The following is a 16,558-nucleotide window of genomic DNA, read 5'->3' on the forward strand; positions in this document are numbered from 1 at the left end:
ATTTCCTGGTGGTGTCGGACTTCATCCGGTGGGCGAAGGAGAACGGGATCCGGGTGGGTCCGGGGCGTGGTTCGGGTGCGGGGTCGATGTGTGCGTACGCGATGAAGATCACCGATCTGGACCCGATTCCGCACGGGCTGATCTTTGAGCGGTTCCTGAATCCGGAGCGCAAGTCGATGCCGGACTTCGACGTCGATTTCGACGACCGCCGCCGTCCCGAGGTGATCCGGTATGTCACCGAGAAGTACGGCTCCGACAAGGTGGCGATGATCGTCACCTACGGCACGATCAAGGCCAAACAGGCCGTCAAGGAGGCCATCAGCATCCTGGACAAACCGAAGGAGCTCGGCGACCGGATCACCGAAACGATGCCGCCGACGGTCTTCGGTCGGGACGTTCCCCTGCGGAGCCTGTTTGACAAGGAGTCGCGACAGTTCCAGCTGGGCAAGGAGTTCCGGGCGCTGTGTGACTCCGACCCCGAGGTCAAGCACGTCGTGGCCACAGCCGCCGGAATCGAGAACCTCAAGCGGCAGTGGGGCGTGCACGCGTCCGGGCTCGTGCTGGCCAACACGCCACTGATCGACATCGTGCCGATGATGGCACGGCAATCCGACGGGGCGATCATCACCCAGTTCGACTATCCGACCTGCGGAACCCTGGGCCTGGTTAAGTTCGACTTCTTGGGTGTGCGCAATCTGCGGATCATCGACGACGCACTGCGCACGATCGAGACGACCCAGGGTGTCACGGTCGATCTGGACGCGCTGGGAAGGAACCCAACCGATCGTCGGACCTACCAGTTGCTGAGCCGTGGCGACACCATCGGAGTCTTCGGACTCGCGGAACCCGGAATGCGTGACCTGCTCCGGCTGCTGGGGCCGGACAGCCTCGGGGACATCTCAGCCGCGTTGGCGCTGTATCGCCCCGGCTCGATTCGCGCCAACGCACACATCGAGTTCGCGTTGCGCAAGCACGGGAAGAAGGAACGGATTCCGTTCGGTCCGCAGTTTGCGCAATGGCGGCACCTCGAGGTGAGTGCCGCCCTGGAGCCGATTCTGCGCGAAACCCATGGGTTGTTGGTCTATCAGGAGCAGGTGATGACGATTGCCCAGCAGCTCGCCGGCTACACCCTCGGCAGCGCCGACCTGCTGCGCCGGGCGATGGGCAAGAAGAAGCGCGAGGTGCTGGACGCCGAGTTCGTGAACTTCGAGGCCGGGATGATCGCCAACGGTTTCCCCAAGGAGTCGGTGAAGGCGCTGTGGGATGCGTTGTTGCTGTTCTCCCACTACGCCTTCAACAAGGCGCACACCGCGGCGTACGGTCTGGTGTCCTACTGGACGGCGTACCTGAAAGCCAACTACCCCACCGAATACATGGCCGCTGAACGAATGCGAGACGCTCCAGAATTGACCTAGCAGTCCACCCCATGCGTTAGTGTTTCGGTCAGGTGTCGCTCGAACCGGGAGCCGGAGTTCCCCGGTGGCCATCCTCGGGGTCATCCAAGGGCCGGTGGACAGCCTCGGCGAGAAGGTCCTGAACGAGCTCCTCAAGAACTTGGCCCCTGGAGTCGGCCAGCTGTCTCAGCGCAGCGAGCACATGATCGGGTAGGTCGGGGATGGTGATTGTCGTGGAGTCGGGCTCGTCGGCACCGACCACTTGGTTGCCTCTAAGAATATAGAGTGCGTGCTCCACGGCATGAGGTGTGGAGTCGAGACGGACGGCCGCTTCGTGGGCAAGCCGGAGGTATTGGCCGTACTGCTCGCTCGCCCACCCGTAGCTCGGCCAACCGAGGGTCGCTGCTACCCGGGAGTCGAGGATGAGTGGACGCAGGCCAGAGGCGGGTGCGCTCTCGTAGCCGGAGAAGTAGAGCCACTTGGTGAAGAAGGCGGGGCCGAAGTACTTGATGCGGTTCTCTCCGTTGAGAAGTCGCTGGTAGGCCTTGACGGGGTCCGCCCCGTTGCGGATCTCACTGTGGGAGCGGAGGAGCGCGGAAGCGACACCGGGCATAGCCAAGGGCCTGCGGCTGCGCCACCCGGTAAGGCCCTGCCATCCAGCACCCCACCCGCACATCAAGACATACAGGTCGAGGGCGTCGAGTTCCGTCTCGACCGAGTTGGCGCGGGTGAAGATGTCTTCACGGGTGACAGTACGCTTCTTGTGAGTGCCGGGTTGGACGTCCGCGAGGGTGGGCGGTACCGGTAGGCACTGGGGCCAGTGGGCCCTCCAAGTGCTGGGGTAGAAATATTCTTGCTGCGTCCGGACCGTCTCGTCCCGGGCCGGCAATTCCGAGTGGGAACGGATCGCGGCGACAAGTTCGTCTGCGGTTTGCTTCATGCGAGTGACTGTAACTCAGCCAAGCGGACGCCTTGAGGGCACTTCCACGGAGACCACATCCCTGGTCACTGGATGAGGCAGCAGACACGACGTAAGGGAACTGCAGGCCGCCAGGAGAGTGGGCACAAGAGCATTCAGGAGAACCGATAGTTGCCTGGGAAAACCAGGGGGATTGGTTTCAGACGTCGCGAACGGACTGCTGCACTTTCTTGTTGCACTCCTAAACCAACGGCAACGGGCCGCCACCTGATGAGGTGACGGCCCGTTGTGGCTACGACTCGCTCCGCTCGCTCAGCCAGCGAGGACGCCGCACATCACATGTCGTAGTACATCTCGAACTCGTGCGGGTGCGGCCGCAGGCGCAGGGCGGTGATGTCCTCGCGCTTGATGTCGATCCAGTTCTCGATCAGGTCTTCGGTGAACACGTCGCCGGCGAGCAGGTACTCGTGGTCGGCCTCAAGGGTGTCCAGCACCTTGTCCAGCGAGGCCGGCACCTGGTCGATGTCGGCGTGCTCGTCCGGGGGCAGCTCATAGAGGTCCTTGTCGACCGGCTCCGGCGGCTCGATCCGGTTCTCGATACCGTCCAGGCCGGCGAGCAGCATCGCCGAGAACGCCAGGTAGGGGTTCGAGCTCGGGTCGGGGCAGCGGAACTCGACGCGCTTGGCCTTCGGGTTCGAACCGGTCAGCGGGATCCGGATGCACGCCGAGCGGTTCCGCTGGCTGTAAACCAGGTTGACCGGCGCCTCGAAGCCCGGCACCAGGCGGTGGTAGGAGTTCACCGTCGGATTGGTGAACGCCAGCAGGGACGGCGCGTGCTTGAGCAGGCCGCCGATGTACCAGCGGGCCAGGTCGGACAGCCCGCCATAACCGTTCTCGTCATAGAACAGCGGCGAGCCGTCGTTCCAGATCGAGGAGTGCACGTGCATGCCTGAACCGTTGTCACCGAAGATCGGCTTGGGCATGAAGGTGGCGGTCTTCCCGTTGGCCCACGCGGTGTTCTTGACGATGTACTTGAACTTCATCACGTCGTCGGCAGACTTGAGCAGCTCGTCGAAGCGCCAGTTGATCTCGGCCTGACCGGCGGTACCCACCTCGTGGTGCGCGCGCTCCACCTCGAGACCGAGGTTTTCCATGTGCAGAACGATTTCGTCGCGCAGGTCGCCGAAGTGGTCGGTCGGCGCGACGGGGAAGTAGCCGCCCTTGTACTTCACCTTGTAACCGCGGTTGCCGCCCTCCTCGTCACGCCCCGTGTTCCAGGCGCCGGCCTCGGAGTCGATGTGGTAGTAGCCGGCGTTCTGCTTGGTCTCGAAGCGGACCGAGTCGAACACGTAGAACTCCGCCTCGGGGGCGAAGTAGGCCGTGTCACCGACGCCGGTCGACTGCAGGTACGCCTGCGCCTTGCGCGCGATGTTGCGCGGGTCGCGGCTGTAGGGCTCCTTGGTCAACGGATCGTGCACGAAGAAGTTCACGCACAACGTCTTGGACTTGCGGAACGGGTCGATGTACGCCGTCGTCGGGTCGGGCAGCAGCGACATGTCCGACTCGTGGATCTTTTGGAAACCGCGCACCGAGGAGCCGTCGAACGACAGGCCGTCCTCGAACACGGAGTCGTCGAACGCCTTCGCCGGAACGGTGAAGTGCTGCATCACGCCGGGCAGGTCGCAGAAGCGTACGTCGACCATCTCGACCGACTCATCCTTCAGATACTTCTGAAGGTCTTCGGCACCTTGGAACATTGGTTTCCTCCATCGGGAATGTTGCTGACAGGACCTCAACTTAGAGGGGCGTCATTTCTGCCGGTTTGCACCAGTGTTTCAGGCATGTAACAGCACGCACGGGGGGCTCCGCCCCCCGTGGACCCCCCTCCTGTGGTCGGGCTGAGCAGCGCACGGGGGCTCCGAGCTGTGGTGGAGTGTGCTGCGGACGGGGTTACCGGATGGTTAGCCCGCACAACTCCGGTCTCTCGGGAGAGGGCCTGCCTGTTTCCGCAGGCGAGTGGGGCGCCACCGTCAATGATCAAGGAATTGTGCGGGCCAGCCTCGCGTCACAGGGCGAGGCGGAAGCTCTGCAGGTGGATTCCAGGTGCCGGGGTCCAGTCGAGTTCTGGGGTACGCCGAAAGCCGGCCCGGGCGTACATCCGGTGGGCGGCGGTCATCCACCCAGCACTGCACAGCACCACCGCCGAGCAGCCGTCGGCCCGGGCGCGATCGAGCACAGCAGCCAGCAGCAGCCCACCGACCCCGCGCCCCTGGGCCGCCGGCGCCACCGCGAGCATCCGGAACTCCGCCTCGCCGTCGCGGCTGATCTGGCGGTGCGGGGATCCGGGACCGCACCAAGTGACCGTCCCGAGCAGTGAACCGTCGGCGTCGACCGCCACCCACACCTCGGATCCAGCCGCGCGCCCGGCGACATCGCGCAGCATCCGCCAGTACTCCTGTTCCGGGGGCATCCCGCTGGGCTGGTACGCCTGCACGCACAGCTCGCCGACCGCGGCATACTCGACCGGTTCGGCCGCTCGCACTTCCACTGTCACGTGGCCGACCCTATCGAGACCCGGGTAGGGTCGGGCGGGTGAGTGGACAGACCGAAGCCGTCGAAGCGTGGCCCGGCGAGCAACTCGGTCTGCCGGAGACCGGCCGCGGTTCGCTGGCCTCCTGGCGCGCCCGGATCACCGCGATCGTGCTCGACTGGGCCGTCTGCACGATCGCCGCGTGGGCCCTGTTCGGGCCGCTGGCCCTGCGCGGCGGCAGCTGGCGCTCCTTCACCACGCTAGGGCTGTTCTTCGTGATGTCCGCACTGCTCACCGCCTTCGTCGGCGGTACCGTCGGCCAGCTGATCACCCGGATCGCGGTGGTCCGACTCGACCACGAACCGCTCGGTCTGCTGCGTGCCGCCGGCCGCGCGCTGCTGGTCTGCCTGGGCCTGCCCGCGCTGGTGATCGGCGCCCACCGCCGCGGCCTGCACGACCTGGCCTGCGGCACCGTGGTGGTCAACCGACGCTGAACGGTTTCCCAGCGGACAAGCGGAAATTGCCGCTTTCCGGCGCCGACGCGCTGCGTGGACATTTGAGAGACTGAAGCCGTGCCCCGCGCAGCCCTGCTCTGGATCGCGGCCAGCCTGATGGTCCTGCTGGTCGCGGGATGCGCTGCCCCCGGATCGGCCGCGACCCGACGTGTCGCCGACGACGGCCAGGGCCGCAGCGTGGTCGGGGTCGCCAAACGCAGCGACGGCCGCATCGTGCTCGTCACGGCCTGGTGCCTGGGAGAGCGGCGGGAGCAACCGCGCATCGCGTCCTATGACGGCCGAGCCGGCCAGGAGTTGTACGCCGCCCACGGCCAGTCCAGCGACCCGGTCACCGTGCACGAGGTGGGCCGCCCGGCATCGGGATTCGAGCTGATCCGCAACCAACCGCTCCCCGTCCGCGGGCTGCTGATCGCGCACAACGCCGGCGAGCGCGGCGGATGGCTCGCCGAGCAGGCGTACCCGTCGGCCGTGGCCGTGTTCGGGGTGGCGGACCTGCCGACCAGCGACGCACCCATGCCGCCGCGGCTGATCACCGGCGACCGTCAGCGCACCACCTCGGAGCAGCTGATCTCCGCCAAGTGCACCCGCTGACTCAGCCGACGATCTCTGCGGCCTCCAGCCAGGCCGCCTCGAGCTCGTCGTGCTGGGCGGTGAGCTCGGTCTCGGTCTGCTGCAGCTCGGTCAGGCGTACGTGGTCGGCGGCGGACTCCGCCATCTCGGCGTGCACCCGCTCCACCCGGGCGGCCAGCTTTTCCAGCTGCTGCTCGATCCGGGCCAGGTCCTTCTTGGCCTGGCGCACCTGGGCGGGGCTCGGACCGGGCCGGGTCCCTTCGACAGGTTCAGAGGCCGGGGCCGAGGCGCCGACGGCCGCCGACTTCGCCGTGCCGGCGTCGCGGGTGCGCCGATGCTCCAGATATTGCTCGACGCCGCCCGGCAGCAGCACACAGCGCCCGTCGCCCATCAGGGCGTACGTCACGTCGGTGACCCGCTCCAGGAAATACCGGTCGTGGGAGACCACGATCAGCGTGCCCGGCCACGAGTCGAGGTAGTCCTCGACCACGGTCAGGGTGTCGATGTCGAGGTCGTTGGTGGGCTCGTCGAGCAGCAGCACGTTGGGCTCGGCCATCAGCAGCCGCAGCAGCTGCAGCCGGCGCCGCTCGCCACCGGACAGGTCACCGATCCGGGTGACCAGCTTGTTGCCGGTGAACCCGAACTCCTCCAGCAGCTGCGAGGCCGTCGCCTCCCGGCCGGTGGCCAGCTTCGTCTCGGCCTTCAGCCGATTCACGTTCTCCAGCACCCGGTCGGAGTCGTCCAGCTCGGCGACCGCCTGGGTGAGGTGTCCGATGCGCAGCGTCTGCCCCTGCTTCACCTTCCCGGCATCGGGGGAGAGCTGGCCGGTGAGCAGCCGGAGCAGGGTGGTCTTGCCGGCGCCGTTCACCCCGACCAGGCCGATCCGGTCACCCGGCCCGATCGACCAGTCGAGCCCGTCGAACAGCACCCGCCCGTCGGGCAGCGCACAGCTCACCCTGGTCAGGTCGAACACGTCCTTGCCGAGGCGGGTCACCGCGAACCGTTGCAGGGCGAGCCGGTCGCGCGGCGGCGGGACGTCGGCGATCAGCTCGTTGGCGGCGTCGATCCGGAACTTCGGTTTCGAGGTGCGCGCGGGCGCGCCACGACGCAGCCAGGCGAGCTCCTTGCGGACCAGGTTCTGTCGGCGGGCCTCGTTGGCGGCGGCCTGGCGGGCGCGTTCGGCCCGCGCGAGCGTGTACGCCGCATAGCCTCCGTCGTAGGCGTCCACGACCCCGTCGTGCACCTCCCAGATCCGGGTGCAGATGGCGTCCAGGAACCAGCGGTCGTGGGAGACCACCAGCATCGCCACGGCGCGCTGCTGCAGGGTGTTGAGGTGTTCGGCCAGCCAGGCGACGGCCTCCACGTCGAGGTGGTTGGTCGGCTCGTCGAGCACCAGCAGGTCGTGCTCGCCGAGCATCACCGCGACCAGCGCGGTACGCCGCCGCTCGCCGCCGGACAGCCGGCCCAGCTCGGCGTCCAGGTCGATCTCGGCGAGCAGGTGTTCGACCACCGCCCGGGAATAGGAGTCGGCGGCCCACACGTGATCGGGCTGGCCGCCGACGATCACCTCGCGCACGGTGGTGGTGGGGGCGTAGGCGTCCACCTGGTCGAGGCTGCCGATCGAGACGCTGCCGGTGCGGGTGACCCGGCCGGAGTCGGGCTCGACCCGTCCGGTGAGAATCCCCAGCAGGGTTGACTTTCCGTCGCCGTTGCGGCCGACCACGCCGATCACGTCACCACGGCCCAACCCCACCGACACCTCGTCGAGGATGGTACGGGTGCCGTAGACCTTGGAGATCTTCTCGGCGTTCACGAAGTTGGCTGGTGGCACGGCGTACCAGTCTAGTGGGGAGCCCGACCGGCCTACAGTGTCGGTGTGCCGCGCGAATCGAGGACCCGGTTGCTGCTGCGGACCCGTGACGTGATGGACCGCCGCTTCGCCGAGGCGCTGGAGGTGGCCTCGCTGGCGCGGCTGGCGCACCTGTCCCCGAACCACTACATCCGGGAGTTCCGGCGCACCTTCGGCGAGACCCCGCACCAGTACCTCTACCGGCGCCGCATCGAGCGGGCGGCCGTGCTGCTGCGCAGCACCGACCGGTCGGTGACCGAGATCGCCGTCGAGGTCGGGTACGCCTCGCTCGGCACCTTCAGCCGAACCTTCGTCCGGCTGCTGGGGCGTACGCCGACCGTGCACCGTGCGCTGGGACCGCTGCCGCCGGCCCCGGGGTGCTGGTTGATGGCCGCCGGCAGGCCGGTACGCCCGCCGGACCAGGTCGGTGATTTCGGAGAAGCGGGGGAAGCGTCGGCGTCCTAGGGTCGTGTCCATGTTCACCAACATCGCGATCACGCCCATGTTCGTCACCGACCAGGACCAGGCCCTCGACTTCTACACCACGGTGCTCGGCTTCGAGGTGCACACCGACGCCGACCTCGGCCCGATGCGCTGGCTCACCGTGAACCTGCCGGGTCAGCCGGAGCGGGAGGTGCTGCTGCAGAAGCCGGGGCCGCCTCCGCTCGACCCCGCCACCGCCGCTCAGGTGATCGAGCTGACCGAGAAGGGCGCCACCACCTGGCTGATCCTGCACACCGACGATGTGCGGGCTGCCCACCGGCAACTGGTCGCCGCCGGCGCGGAGATCACCCAGGAGCCGACCGAACAGCCCTACGGCACGGACATGGCGATCCGCGACCCGTTCGGCAACCAGATCCGGGTCACCCAGACGGCGCGGGGCGGGCAGTGAATCGCCGCTGAATAAGGATCATTTCGGCGTGGGGCTCAGCGGCCGCGCATCCCCTTGCGGGCGCCCTTCATGTTGGTCGGCACCGGGCCGCGGGGGACCGGGACCTTCGGGCGTACCGCGTCGATCGCGCGGAGCCGGTTGCGGACGTCGGTGACCTGGTTCGGCTGCAGCGTCTTGGGCAGCTTCTTCACCGCGTCGGCCAGCTTGGCGATCGGGATCTGGCCCTGCTTGTCACCCATCTGGAAGGTGGTGATGACGACGTTGGAGATGAACTTCTCGTGCTTGCGCTGCTCGAGTGCCAGCAGCTGCTTCGCCCGGTTCGGGTCACCCTCGGAGACGAGCACGATGCCGCCCGGGCCGACCGCCCGGTGCACCACGTCCTGGTTCTTGGTGGCCGCGATGACCGGGTCGTGCACCCACTTGTTGCCGAGCATCTGCAGCGCCACCTCGGCCGAACCGACCTGGCCCGCATAACGCTTGAAGGTCGCCTTCTTGGTCCGGTTGGTGAGCAGCAGCAGTGCCAGCAGCAGCCCGAGCATCACACCGGTGAGCAGGAACATGATCCAGGAGAAGACCGACCCCTGGGCGAACAGGATCGCCACCACCACGGCCAGCGCGATCGGCACCAGGAAGGCGCCGAGCAGCAGCCACGGCAGCGGCTTGTCATATTCGTGGGTCAGCTTGTACGCCTGCCAGATCTGGCGCATCCGACCCATCTCGTTGGGGTCGGTGGTGGTGCGGCGCCGCTCCCTGGCCGCGGCCTTCGCGGCCCTGGCGTCGGCCTTCGCCGCGGCCTGCGACTCCTTGGCGCTCTGCTTCTCGGCCATGGTCTCTTTCTGCTCGGTCGGTGCTGGTGCTAGGCGGTACGACGGTTCTGGTCTGTCGAGGGACCGCGCGCGTCCAGGGCCTCACGATAGAGCCGACCGGCCCGGTAGGACGAACGCACCAGCGGTCCGCTCATCACCCCGGCGTACCCGATCTCACGAGCCTCGGCGCCCAGCTCGGTGAACTCGTCGGGGGTGACCCAGCGCTCGATCGGGTGGTGCATCGGGGTCGGGCGCAGATATTGGGTGATGGTGATGATCTCGCAACCCGCCTCGTGCAGGTCACGCAGCGCCTGCGACACCTCCTCGCGGGTCTCGCCCATGCCGAGGATCAGGTTCGACTTGGTGACCAGCCCGGCGGCGCGGGACTGGGTGAGCACGTCCAGCGAGCGCTCGTAGCGAAAACCCGGCCGGATCCGCTTGAAGATCCGCGGCACGGTCTCCACGTTGTGCGCGAACACCTCCGGGCGCTGCTCGAACAGTTGCCCCAGCAGTTCGGGACGGCCGTTGAAGTCCGGGGCCAGCATCTCGACCCCGACACCGGGGTTCAGCTCGTGCACCTGACGGATCGTCTCGGCATACAGCCACGCACCCAGATCGGGCTGGTCGTCGCGGCAGACGCCGGTGATGGTGGCGTACCGCAGTCCCATCGTCTGAACGCTCTCGGCCACCCGCAGCGGCTCCCCGGTGTCGTAGGCCTCCGGCTTCTTCGACTCGATCTGGCAGAAGTCGCAGCGCCGGGTGCAGGAGTCGCCACCGATCAGGAAGGTGGCCTCACGGTCCTCCCAGCACTCGAAGATGTTGGGGCACCCGGCCTCCTGGCAGACCGTGTGCAGGCCCTCGTCCTTCACCAGCCGTTGCAGCTCGCGGTATTCCGGGCCCATCTTCGCCGTGGTCTTGATCCACTTCGGCTTCTTCTCGATCGGGGTCTGCGCGTTGCGCACCTCGAGCCGGAGCAGACGGCGGCCTTCGGGGGTAACAGTCACCGAAACAGTGTACGCCGGACCCTCAGTCGAGGTCGCGTCGGCTGAACACGCGGCCCCCGATCACCACGGCCACGGCGAGGAAGACCAACCACATCGCCCCGGTGGCGAAGATCGTGGGATAGTCGAAATAGGGCCCGACCGGACCGGGCCGCACCCCCGGGGTCGGAACGGTGGTGGTGTAGTTGGCGCGGCTGGTGGCCATCAGGAAGTCTCCGACGATCCGCTCCAGGCCGAACCAGTCCCGGTCGTACCAGTTGAGCGCGGACGCGGCGAACGCGTGCAGCACCACCAGCACCAGGTAACCCACCAGCACACCCAGAGCGCTCAGCGTGCTCCGTCCGATCAGGGCGATGACGAATCCCAGCACCGCGAATCCGGCCGCCACCAGCACCGCGCGCAGGCTCATCCCGACCAGTTCCAGCACCAACCCGTCGCGTGAGCTGCGCTGCCGGGTGGTGAGCACCGCCCAGCCGACCCCGGCCAGGGTGGAGATCAGGGTCAGTGCCGCGGTCGGCACGGTGACGGTGAGCAGTTTGGCGGCGTACACCCGCATCCGCCGCGGATTGAACGTCAACCAGGTGCCCAACGCGCCCGAGGACTGTTCCGAGCCGATGTAGGAGGCGGCGCTGAAGAAGCCGAGCGCCGAGCAGAAGATGGTGCCCACCATCACCATGCCGATCCCGTTGGTGCTCAGCGAACTGCGGCTGCCCTCGGCGACCTGCAGCACGGACACGATCATCATCATCAGCACCGTGACAACGGTGCCCACCCAGGTCACCCGGCGCGTCAGGAAGCGGGTCAGTTCGGGGCGGATCAGGGTGCTCATGCTGCACTCCAATGGGTGTGGGTCGTTGCGGAGATCGCGATGGTCGGCGCGGGGGCGGCGGTGAGCTGCAGGAACCGTTCCTCCAGTGAGACCCTGATCGGGTGCAGCTCCTCGACCCACAGGTCGTGGGCGGCCAGCTGCTGGGTGATGGCGTACGCCGGGAAGTCACCGGTCGCCTCCAGGCCGCGGGGGCGTACCGCAACGGCCCAGCCGTGATCGCGCAGCACCCGCGCGGCACGCTCCGGCTCGGCGACGCGGACCCAGATCCCGGACAACCGGTTGCCGAGCACCTCGCCCAGCGCCCCCTCGGCGATGGTGCGGCCGGCGCGGATCACGGTGACCGAGTCGACCACCTGCTCCAGCTCACCGATCAGGTGGCTGGACACCAGCACCGCGCGGCCCTGGTCGGCGAGCCGGCGTACCGTCTGGCGCACCGCCCGGATCCCGGACGGGTCGAGTCCGTTGGTCGGCTCATCGAAGATCAGCAGCTGCGGATCCTTGAGCAGGGTCGCCGCGATCGCCAGCCGCTGCTTCATGCCGAGCGAATAGTGGTGATAGCGGTCCCGGCCGCGCAGGGTCAGCCCGACCTGCTCCAAAGCCTCGTCGACCCGGGTCCGCGGGGCCCCGATCGAGTCGGCGAGCAGCCGCAGGTTCTTGTGCCCGTCGAACTCGGGAAAGAACCGGGGCCGCTCGACGATCGCGCCGACCCGGCCGATCACTCCGGGCAGCCGCTGCGGGACCGGCTCCCCGAGCAGCCACATCCGCCCAGCGTTCGGCCGGACCAGACCGAGCAGGGCGCGGATCGTCGTCGACTTGCCCGATCCGTTGGGCCCGAGGAAACCGTGTACGCCTTGGTTCGGGACCCGCATGGTCAGCCCGGCCAGGGCCGCGACGGTGCCGCCCCGCGAGCGGTACCGCTTGACCAGCCCGTCGATCTCGATGGCCCAGCCGGCCGGTGGGAGGTTGTTCATGCAGGTACCGACGGGCCCGGAGCCGCCGAGGTTCTCCCGTGGGCTGCGTTTTCGTGTGATCTGGCGGAAACGCGGTCGTCATCGGGCGTGACCGGCCGACCGGTAGGGTCTGGCGACATGTGCGGGCTGGCGGGAGAGATCGCGTTCAATCGACGTGCCGATGTGTCCTCGGTCGTCGCGATGGCGGACAGGCTGGCCCCACGCGGGCCCGACGGCCAGGGGGTGTGGTCGCACAACCGGGTGGCGTTGGGCCACCGGCGACTGTCGATCATCGACCTGAGCGCTTCGGGCACCCAGCCGATCCACGACCCGGTGCTCGGGCTGACGATCGTGTTCAACGGGTGCATCTACAACTACGAGCAGCTGCGCGAGGAGCTGATCGGGCGCGGGCACCGGTTCGCCTCGCACAGCGACACCGAGGTCGTGCTCCGCGGGTACGCCGAATGGGGCGCTGCGGTGGTCGACCGGCTGATGGGCATGTTCGCGTTCGCGATCGCCGAGCGGGACTCCGAGCGGGTGGTCCTGGTCCGCGACCGGCTCGGCATCAAACCGCTCTACTGGGCCGAGGTGGACGGCGCGATCCGGTTCGCGTCCACGCTCCCCGCCCTGCTCGCCGGCGGCGGGGTCGACAGCACCGTCGACCCGGTGGCGCTGCAGCAGTACCTGTCCTTCCACTCGGTGGTGCCCGCCCCGCGGACCATCCTCACCGGCGTACGCCGGGTCTCACCGGCGACCATCATGACGATCGAGCCGGACGGCGGCGTACGCGAGAACACCTACTGGGAGCCGGACTTCACCCGGCACGCCGACCGCGCCGACTGGAGCGAACGGGACTGGGAGGACGCGATCCTCGACTCCCTGCGCACCGCGGTCGAGCGGCGGCTGGTCGCCGACGTGCCGGTCGGCTGCCTGCTGTCCGGTGGGCTGGACTCCTCGCTGATCACCGGCCTGCTCGCCGAGGCCGGTCAGCACGGGCTGAAGACGTTCTCGATCGGGTTCGAGGCGGCCGGTGGGCAGGAGGGTGACGAGTTCAGGTACAGCGACCTGATCGCCGATCACTACCAGACCGACCACCACCAGATCCGGATCGGCGCCGACCGGATGGTGCCCGCCCTGGCCGGGGCGATCGACGCGATGAGCGAGCCGATGGTCAGCCACGACGCCGTCGCGTTCTATCTGCTCAGCCAGGAGGTCGCCAAGCACGTCAAGGTGGTGCAGTCCGGGCAGGGTGCGGACGAGATCTTCGCGGGCTATCACTGGTATCCGCCGATGGCGCGGGCCGGCGACCAGGACGTCGAGGCGGCGTTCGAGCAGTATCGGAGGGCGTTCTTCGACCGCGACCGGGCCGGGCTGGACGCGCTGATCGCCCCCGAGTGGCAGGTGTCGGAGAACGCCGCCGAGGACTTCGTCCGCGGTCACTTCGCGACGAAGGCGGCCACCGCCACCGACCGGGCGCTGCGGCTGGACACCCAGGTGATGCTCGTCGACGACCCGGTGAAACGGGTGGACAACATGACGATGGCGTGGGGGCTGGAGGGCCGGGTGCCGTTCCTGGACCACGAACTGGTCGAGCTGGCCGCCACCTGCCCGCCCGAGCTGAAGACGGCGTACGACGGCAAGGGGGTGCTCAAGGAGGCGGCCCGCCGGGTGATCCCGGCCGGGGTGATCGACCGGCCCAAGGGGTACTTCCCGGTGCCGGCGCTGACCCACCTGTCCGGGCGCCCACTGGAGCTGGTCACCGACGCGCTCAACTCGGCCGCCGCCCGGGAGCGGGGGCTGTTCCGCCGCGAGGCGGTCGAGGCGCTGCTCGCCGACCCCAACGCGGAGCTCACCCCGCTGCGCGGCAACAAGCTGTGGCAGATCGGTCTGCTCGAGCTGTGGTTGCAGCACCACCTGGACGGGGGCGTCCGGTGAGCGCGGGTACGCCGAAGGCCCAGGACGTCGTCCAGGACCTCGGCTGGGGCCGGCTGGTGTTCGGCAACACGTTCACCGACCACGAGCGGCTCGGTGAACTGCTGCGCGACGAGGCGACGGGGCGCCGCGACTGCTGCGTCTATCTGCCGGACGCGCACGTGTTCATCGCGCGGCACCCGCAGGAGTTCTTCATCGACCCGTCGCTGACCTATCGGCTCGACCTGACCGCGGCGGAGGCGTACGCCGAACCCTCGGCGGCGTTGCAGATCCGGCCGGCCCGCGATCGGGCCGACCTGGCCGAGATGAACGCCATCTACAGCCGTTGCCAGATGGTCACCGCCGACCTGGACCGGATGGCCAGCCACCTCACCGAGACCCCTCAGGTGCACTATCTGGTGGCGGTGGACACCAGCGACGACCGGGTGATCGGCACGGTCACTGGGGTGGACCACCAGTCGCTCTTCGGCGACCCGGAGGCCGGTTCCAGCCTGTGGTGCCTGGCGGTCGACCCGAACGCCAGCATCCCCGGGGTGGGGGTGGCGCTGGTCCGGGCGCTGGTCCGCGACTTCGCCGAGCGGGGGCTGCGCCGGATGGACCTGTCGGTGCTGCACGACAACGCCGGCGCGATCGAGCTCTATGAGCGGATGGGCTTCGTCAAGGTGCCCGAGCTGGTCGTGAAGCGCAAGAACGCGATCAACGAGCAGTTGTTCTCCGGGGGTCCGCCCGAGGACCTGAACGCCTTGAATCCCTACGCGCGGATCATCGCCGATGAGGCGCTGCGGCGCGGAGTGCGGGTCACGGTGCTGGACGGCTCGACCGGCTATCTGCAGCTGGAATATGGCGGGCGGACGGTGATCACCCGCGAGTCGCTGTCGCAGTACACCAGTGCCGTGGCGATGAGCCGCTGCGACGACAAGCGGGTGTCGCGGACCGTGGTCGGCGAGGCGGGGATCCGGGTGCCGCGGGGCAAGGTGGCCGACTTCGACGAGTCCGACCACGAGTTCCTGGCCGAGATCGGGACCGCCGTGGTCAAGCCGGTGCGCGGCGAGCAGGGTGCCGGGATCACGGTGCGGGTGACCACCGGCGAGCAGTTGGACACCGCGTTGTCCCGGGCCGGCGGAGCCGGCGCTGAGGTGCTGATCGAGGAGCACGTCGAGGGCCAGGACCTGCGGGTGGTGGTGATCGACGGCAAGGTGGTCGCGGCCGCGGTACGCAAGCCGGCCGAGGTGGTGGGCACCGGCGACCGCAGCGTGCGCGAGCTGATCGAGGTGCACAGCCGGCGGCGGTCGCGGGCCTCCGGTGGGGAGTCGAAGATCCCGCTCGACGAGCTCACCACCGTGACCGTCCGCGAGGAGGGGTGGGAGCTCGATGAGGTGCCGCCTGCGGGGGAGCGGATCCTGGTCCGCCGGACCGCCAACCTGCACACCGGAGGTACCATCCACGACGTCACCGACCAGGTGTCCCCGGCCCTCAAGGAGGCCGCCGTCGCGGCCGCCCAGGCGATCGGGATCCCGGTCTCGGGGATCGACCTGCTGGTGCCCGAGGTGGAGGGCGACGACTACGTGTTCATCGAGGCCAACGAGCGGCCCGGTCTGGCCAACCATGAACCGCAGCCGGTGGTGCAGGCGTTCCTTGACTACCTGTTCCCGGCCAGCGCCGCTAGACGGTGAGGCCGTAGCTGATCCCCTCGGGTGCGCGCTCGATGTCGGGCGTACGCTCGAAAGGCTGCCAGGATAGAAGTTCCGCCAGGTGCGGGGTGATCGCGTCGGCGACCTGGCGTACGCCGTCGGCCGCCTGCAGCTCGCGCGCCATCGAGGTCACCCCGGCATCGGAGATCCCGCACGGCACGATCCGGTCGAACCAGGTCAGGTCCGGATCGACGTTGAGCGCGAATCCGTGCATCGACGTCTTGTGCGCCACGCGTACGCCGATCTGGGCGATCTTGCGCTCGGGCCCGTGGGCGTCGCTCGGCAGCCAGACCCCGGCCCTGCCGGCCACCCGACCGGTGGCGATGCCGGTGTCGGCCAGGTAGCGGATCAACGCCTCCTCGACGCGCCGGATGTAGTCGACCACGCCGACGTCCTCCGGAAGTTTCACGATCGGATAGCCGACGAGCTGACCGGGACCGTGCCAGGTGATCAGCCCGCCGCGGTCGACGTCCACCACCGGCGTACCGTCGTTGGGTCGGTGCTCGGGCTGGGTCCGCCGACCGGCGGTGTAGACGGGGGGATGCTCGAGCAGCAGCACGGTGTCGGGGGCGTCCCCGGCGACCACCTCGGCATGGATGGTGCGCTGCAACTCCCACGCCTCGCGGTAGTCGACGCGGCCGAGCCAGCGGAATTCGGGCATGGGGCGAGTGTACGCCCGC

The 16,558-nt window shown here is 68.5% G+C and carries 16 protein-coding genes; 7 read left to right on the top strand and 9 right to left on the bottom strand.

All coding sequences use genetic code 11. From position 1 onward, the window contains the following. The coding region (dnaE, locus tag CGZ93_RS09930; RefSeq protein ID WP_141211160.1) for a DNA polymerase III subunit alpha at positions 1-1,415 on the top strand (1,415 nt) is incomplete at its 5' end. Positions 1,416-1,443: 28 nt separating this feature from the next. On the opposite strand, the gene CGZ93_RS09935 is transcribed toward dnaE, so the two are convergent. The 3 genes from CGZ93_RS09935 to CGZ93_RS09945 all read right to left on the bottom strand — a co-directional run bounded on the left by CGZ93_RS09935 (position 1,444) and on the right by CGZ93_RS09945 (position 4,867). After that, positions 1,444-2,334, bottom strand: coding sequence for an 8-oxoguanine DNA glycosylase OGG fold protein (locus CGZ93_RS09935; RefSeq protein WP_094363990.1), 891 nt, complete (start codon positions 2,332-2,334; stop codon positions 1,444-1,446). Positions 2,335-2,648: 314 nt separating this feature from the next. Next, positions 2,649-4,070 carry a type I glutamate--ammonia ligase gene (glnA, locus tag CGZ93_RS09940; RefSeq protein ID WP_094363991.1) on the bottom strand — a complete coding sequence of 474 codons (1,422 nt, stop codon included), beginning with the start codon at positions 4,068-4,070 and terminating at the stop codon, positions 2,649-2,651. Positions 4,071-4,378: 308 nt separating this feature from the next. Continuing rightward, entirely contained in the window at positions 4,379-4,867 is a 489-nt protein-coding gene (locus CGZ93_RS09945) for a GNAT family N-acetyltransferase (protein ID WP_229117344.1), read from the bottom strand. A gap of 38 nt (positions 4,868-4,905) precedes the next feature. Between CGZ93_RS09945 and CGZ93_RS09950 the strand changes: the two genes are divergently transcribed. Continuing rightward, a complete protein-coding gene (locus CGZ93_RS09950; protein ID WP_094363992.1) occupies positions 4,906-5,337 on the top strand; it encodes an RDD family protein in 432 nt (143 codons plus the stop codon). Positions 5,338-5,415: 78 nt separating this feature from the next. Continuing rightward, positions 5,416-5,949: a hypothetical protein gene (locus tag CGZ93_RS09955; RefSeq protein WP_094363993.1), complete on the top strand. Its 534-nt coding sequence runs from the start codon at positions 5,416-5,418 to the stop codon at positions 5,947-5,949. A gap of 1 nt (position 5,950) precedes the next feature. Here the strand turns inward: CGZ93_RS09955 and CGZ93_RS09960 are convergent, their stop codons facing one another. After that, positions 5,951-7,759 carry an ABC-F family ATP-binding cassette domain-containing protein gene (locus tag CGZ93_RS09960; RefSeq protein WP_094363994.1) on the bottom strand — a complete coding sequence of 603 codons (1,809 nt, stop codon included), beginning with the start codon at positions 7,757-7,759 and terminating at the stop codon, positions 5,951-5,953. A 45-nt stretch (positions 7,760-7,804) separates the two neighbouring features. On the opposite strand from CGZ93_RS09960, the gene CGZ93_RS09965 reads away from it, so the two are divergent. Together CGZ93_RS09965 and CGZ93_RS09970 are read left to right on the top strand one after the other, a co-directional pair. Beyond that, complete coding sequence (locus CGZ93_RS09965; RefSeq protein ID WP_229117345.1) at positions 7,805-8,242, top strand: helix-turn-helix domain-containing protein; 438 nt, start codon at positions 7,805-7,807, stop codon at positions 8,240-8,242. A 10-nt stretch (positions 8,243-8,252) separates the two neighbouring features. Then, positions 8,253-8,669 carry a VOC family protein gene (locus tag CGZ93_RS09970; RefSeq protein ID WP_094363995.1) on the top strand — a complete coding sequence of 139 codons (417 nt, stop codon included), beginning with the start codon at positions 8,253-8,255 and terminating at the stop codon, positions 8,667-8,669. A gap of 35 nt (positions 8,670-8,704) precedes the next feature. Here CGZ93_RS09970 and CGZ93_RS09975 read toward each other — a convergent pair whose 3' ends face one another. The 4 genes from CGZ93_RS09975 to CGZ93_RS09990 are packed head-to-tail and all read right to left on the bottom strand — an operon-like array spanning position 8,705 to position 12,276. Next, complete coding sequence (locus CGZ93_RS09975) at positions 8,705-9,496, bottom strand: DUF4191 domain-containing protein (RefSeq protein WP_094363996.1); 792 nt, start codon at positions 9,494-9,496, stop codon at positions 8,705-8,707. Positions 9,497-9,525: 29 nt separating this feature from the next. Beyond that, positions 9,526-10,479: a lipoyl synthase gene (gene lipA, locus CGZ93_RS09980; protein WP_094363997.1), complete on the bottom strand. Its 954-nt coding sequence runs from the start codon at positions 10,477-10,479 to the stop codon at positions 9,526-9,528. Positions 10,480-10,501: 22 nt separating this feature from the next. Beyond that, positions 10,502-11,305: a hypothetical protein gene (locus tag CGZ93_RS09985; RefSeq protein ID WP_094363998.1), complete on the bottom strand. Its 804-nt coding sequence runs from the start codon at positions 11,303-11,305 to the stop codon at positions 10,502-10,504. Beyond that, positions 11,302-12,276, bottom strand: a complete 975-nt coding sequence (locus tag CGZ93_RS09990) for an ABC transporter ATP-binding protein (protein ID WP_094363999.1) — start codon at positions 12,274-12,276, stop codon at positions 11,302-11,304. The genes CGZ93_RS09985 and CGZ93_RS09990 overlap by 4 nt, the downstream gene beginning before the upstream one ends. Positions 12,277-12,393: 117 nt before the next feature. On the opposite strand from CGZ93_RS09990, the gene CGZ93_RS09995 reads away from it, so the two are divergent. Together CGZ93_RS09995 and ngg are read left to right on the top strand one after the other, a co-directional pair. After that, on the top strand, positions 12,394-14,190 hold the full coding sequence (locus tag CGZ93_RS09995) for an N-acetylglutaminylglutamine amidotransferase (RefSeq protein WP_094364000.1): 1,797 nt from the start codon (positions 12,394-12,396) through the stop codon (positions 14,188-14,190). Beyond that, positions 14,187-15,860, top strand: a complete 1,674-nt coding sequence (ngg, locus tag CGZ93_RS10000; RefSeq protein ID WP_229117346.1) for an N-acetylglutaminylglutamine synthetase — start codon at positions 14,187-14,189, stop codon at positions 15,858-15,860. Before CGZ93_RS09995 ends, ngg begins: the two co-directional genes overlap by 4 nt. Here the strand turns inward: ngg and lipB are convergent. Further along, complete coding sequence (gene lipB / locus CGZ93_RS10005; protein WP_094364002.1) at positions 15,850-16,539, bottom strand: lipoyl(octanoyl) transferase LipB; 690 nt, start codon at positions 16,537-16,539, stop codon at positions 15,850-15,852. The genes ngg and lipB overlap by 11 nt on opposite strands. Positions 16,540-16,558: the final 19 nt, after the last annotated feature.

This window comes from Enemella dayhoffiae (genome assembly GCF_002250625.1).
GTDB classification, from domain to species: Bacteria; Actinomycetota; Actinomycetes; order Propionibacteriales; family Propionibacteriaceae; genus Enemella; species Enemella dayhoffiae.

What these genes read in the sequence shown, in the direction of transcription:
- CGZ93_RS09935 (WP_094363990.1), bottom strand. Translation starts at nt 2,334, where the DNA reads ATGAAGCAAACCGCAGACGAACTTGTCGCCGCGATCCGTTCCCACTCG.
- glnA (WP_094363991.1), bottom strand. Translation starts at nt 4,070, where the DNA reads ATGTTCCAAGGTGCCGAAGACCTTCAGAAGTATCTGAAGGATGAGTCG.
- CGZ93_RS09970 (WP_094363995.1), top strand. Translation starts at nt 8,253, where the DNA reads ATGTTCACCAACATCGCGATCACGCCCATGTTCGTCACCGACCAGGAC.
- CGZ93_RS09975 (WP_094363996.1), bottom strand. Translation starts at nt 9,496, where the DNA reads ATGGCCGAGAAGCAGAGCGCCAAGGAGTCGCAGGCCGCGGCGAAGGCC.
- CGZ93_RS09985 (WP_094363998.1), bottom strand. Translation starts at nt 11,305, where the DNA reads ATGAGCACCCTGATCCGCCCCGAACTGACCCGCTTCCTGACGCGCCGG.
- CGZ93_RS09990 (WP_094363999.1), bottom strand. Translation starts at nt 12,276, where the DNA reads ATGAACAACCTCCCACCGGCCGGCTGGGCCATCGAGATCGACGGGCTG.
- CGZ93_RS09995 (WP_094364000.1), top strand. Translation starts at nt 12,394, where the DNA reads ATGTGCGGGCTGGCGGGAGAGATCGCGTTCAATCGACGTGCCGATGTG.
- lipB (WP_094364002.1), bottom strand. Translation starts at nt 16,539, where the DNA reads ATGCCCGAATTCCGCTGGCTCGGCCGCGTCGACTACCGCGAGGCGTGG.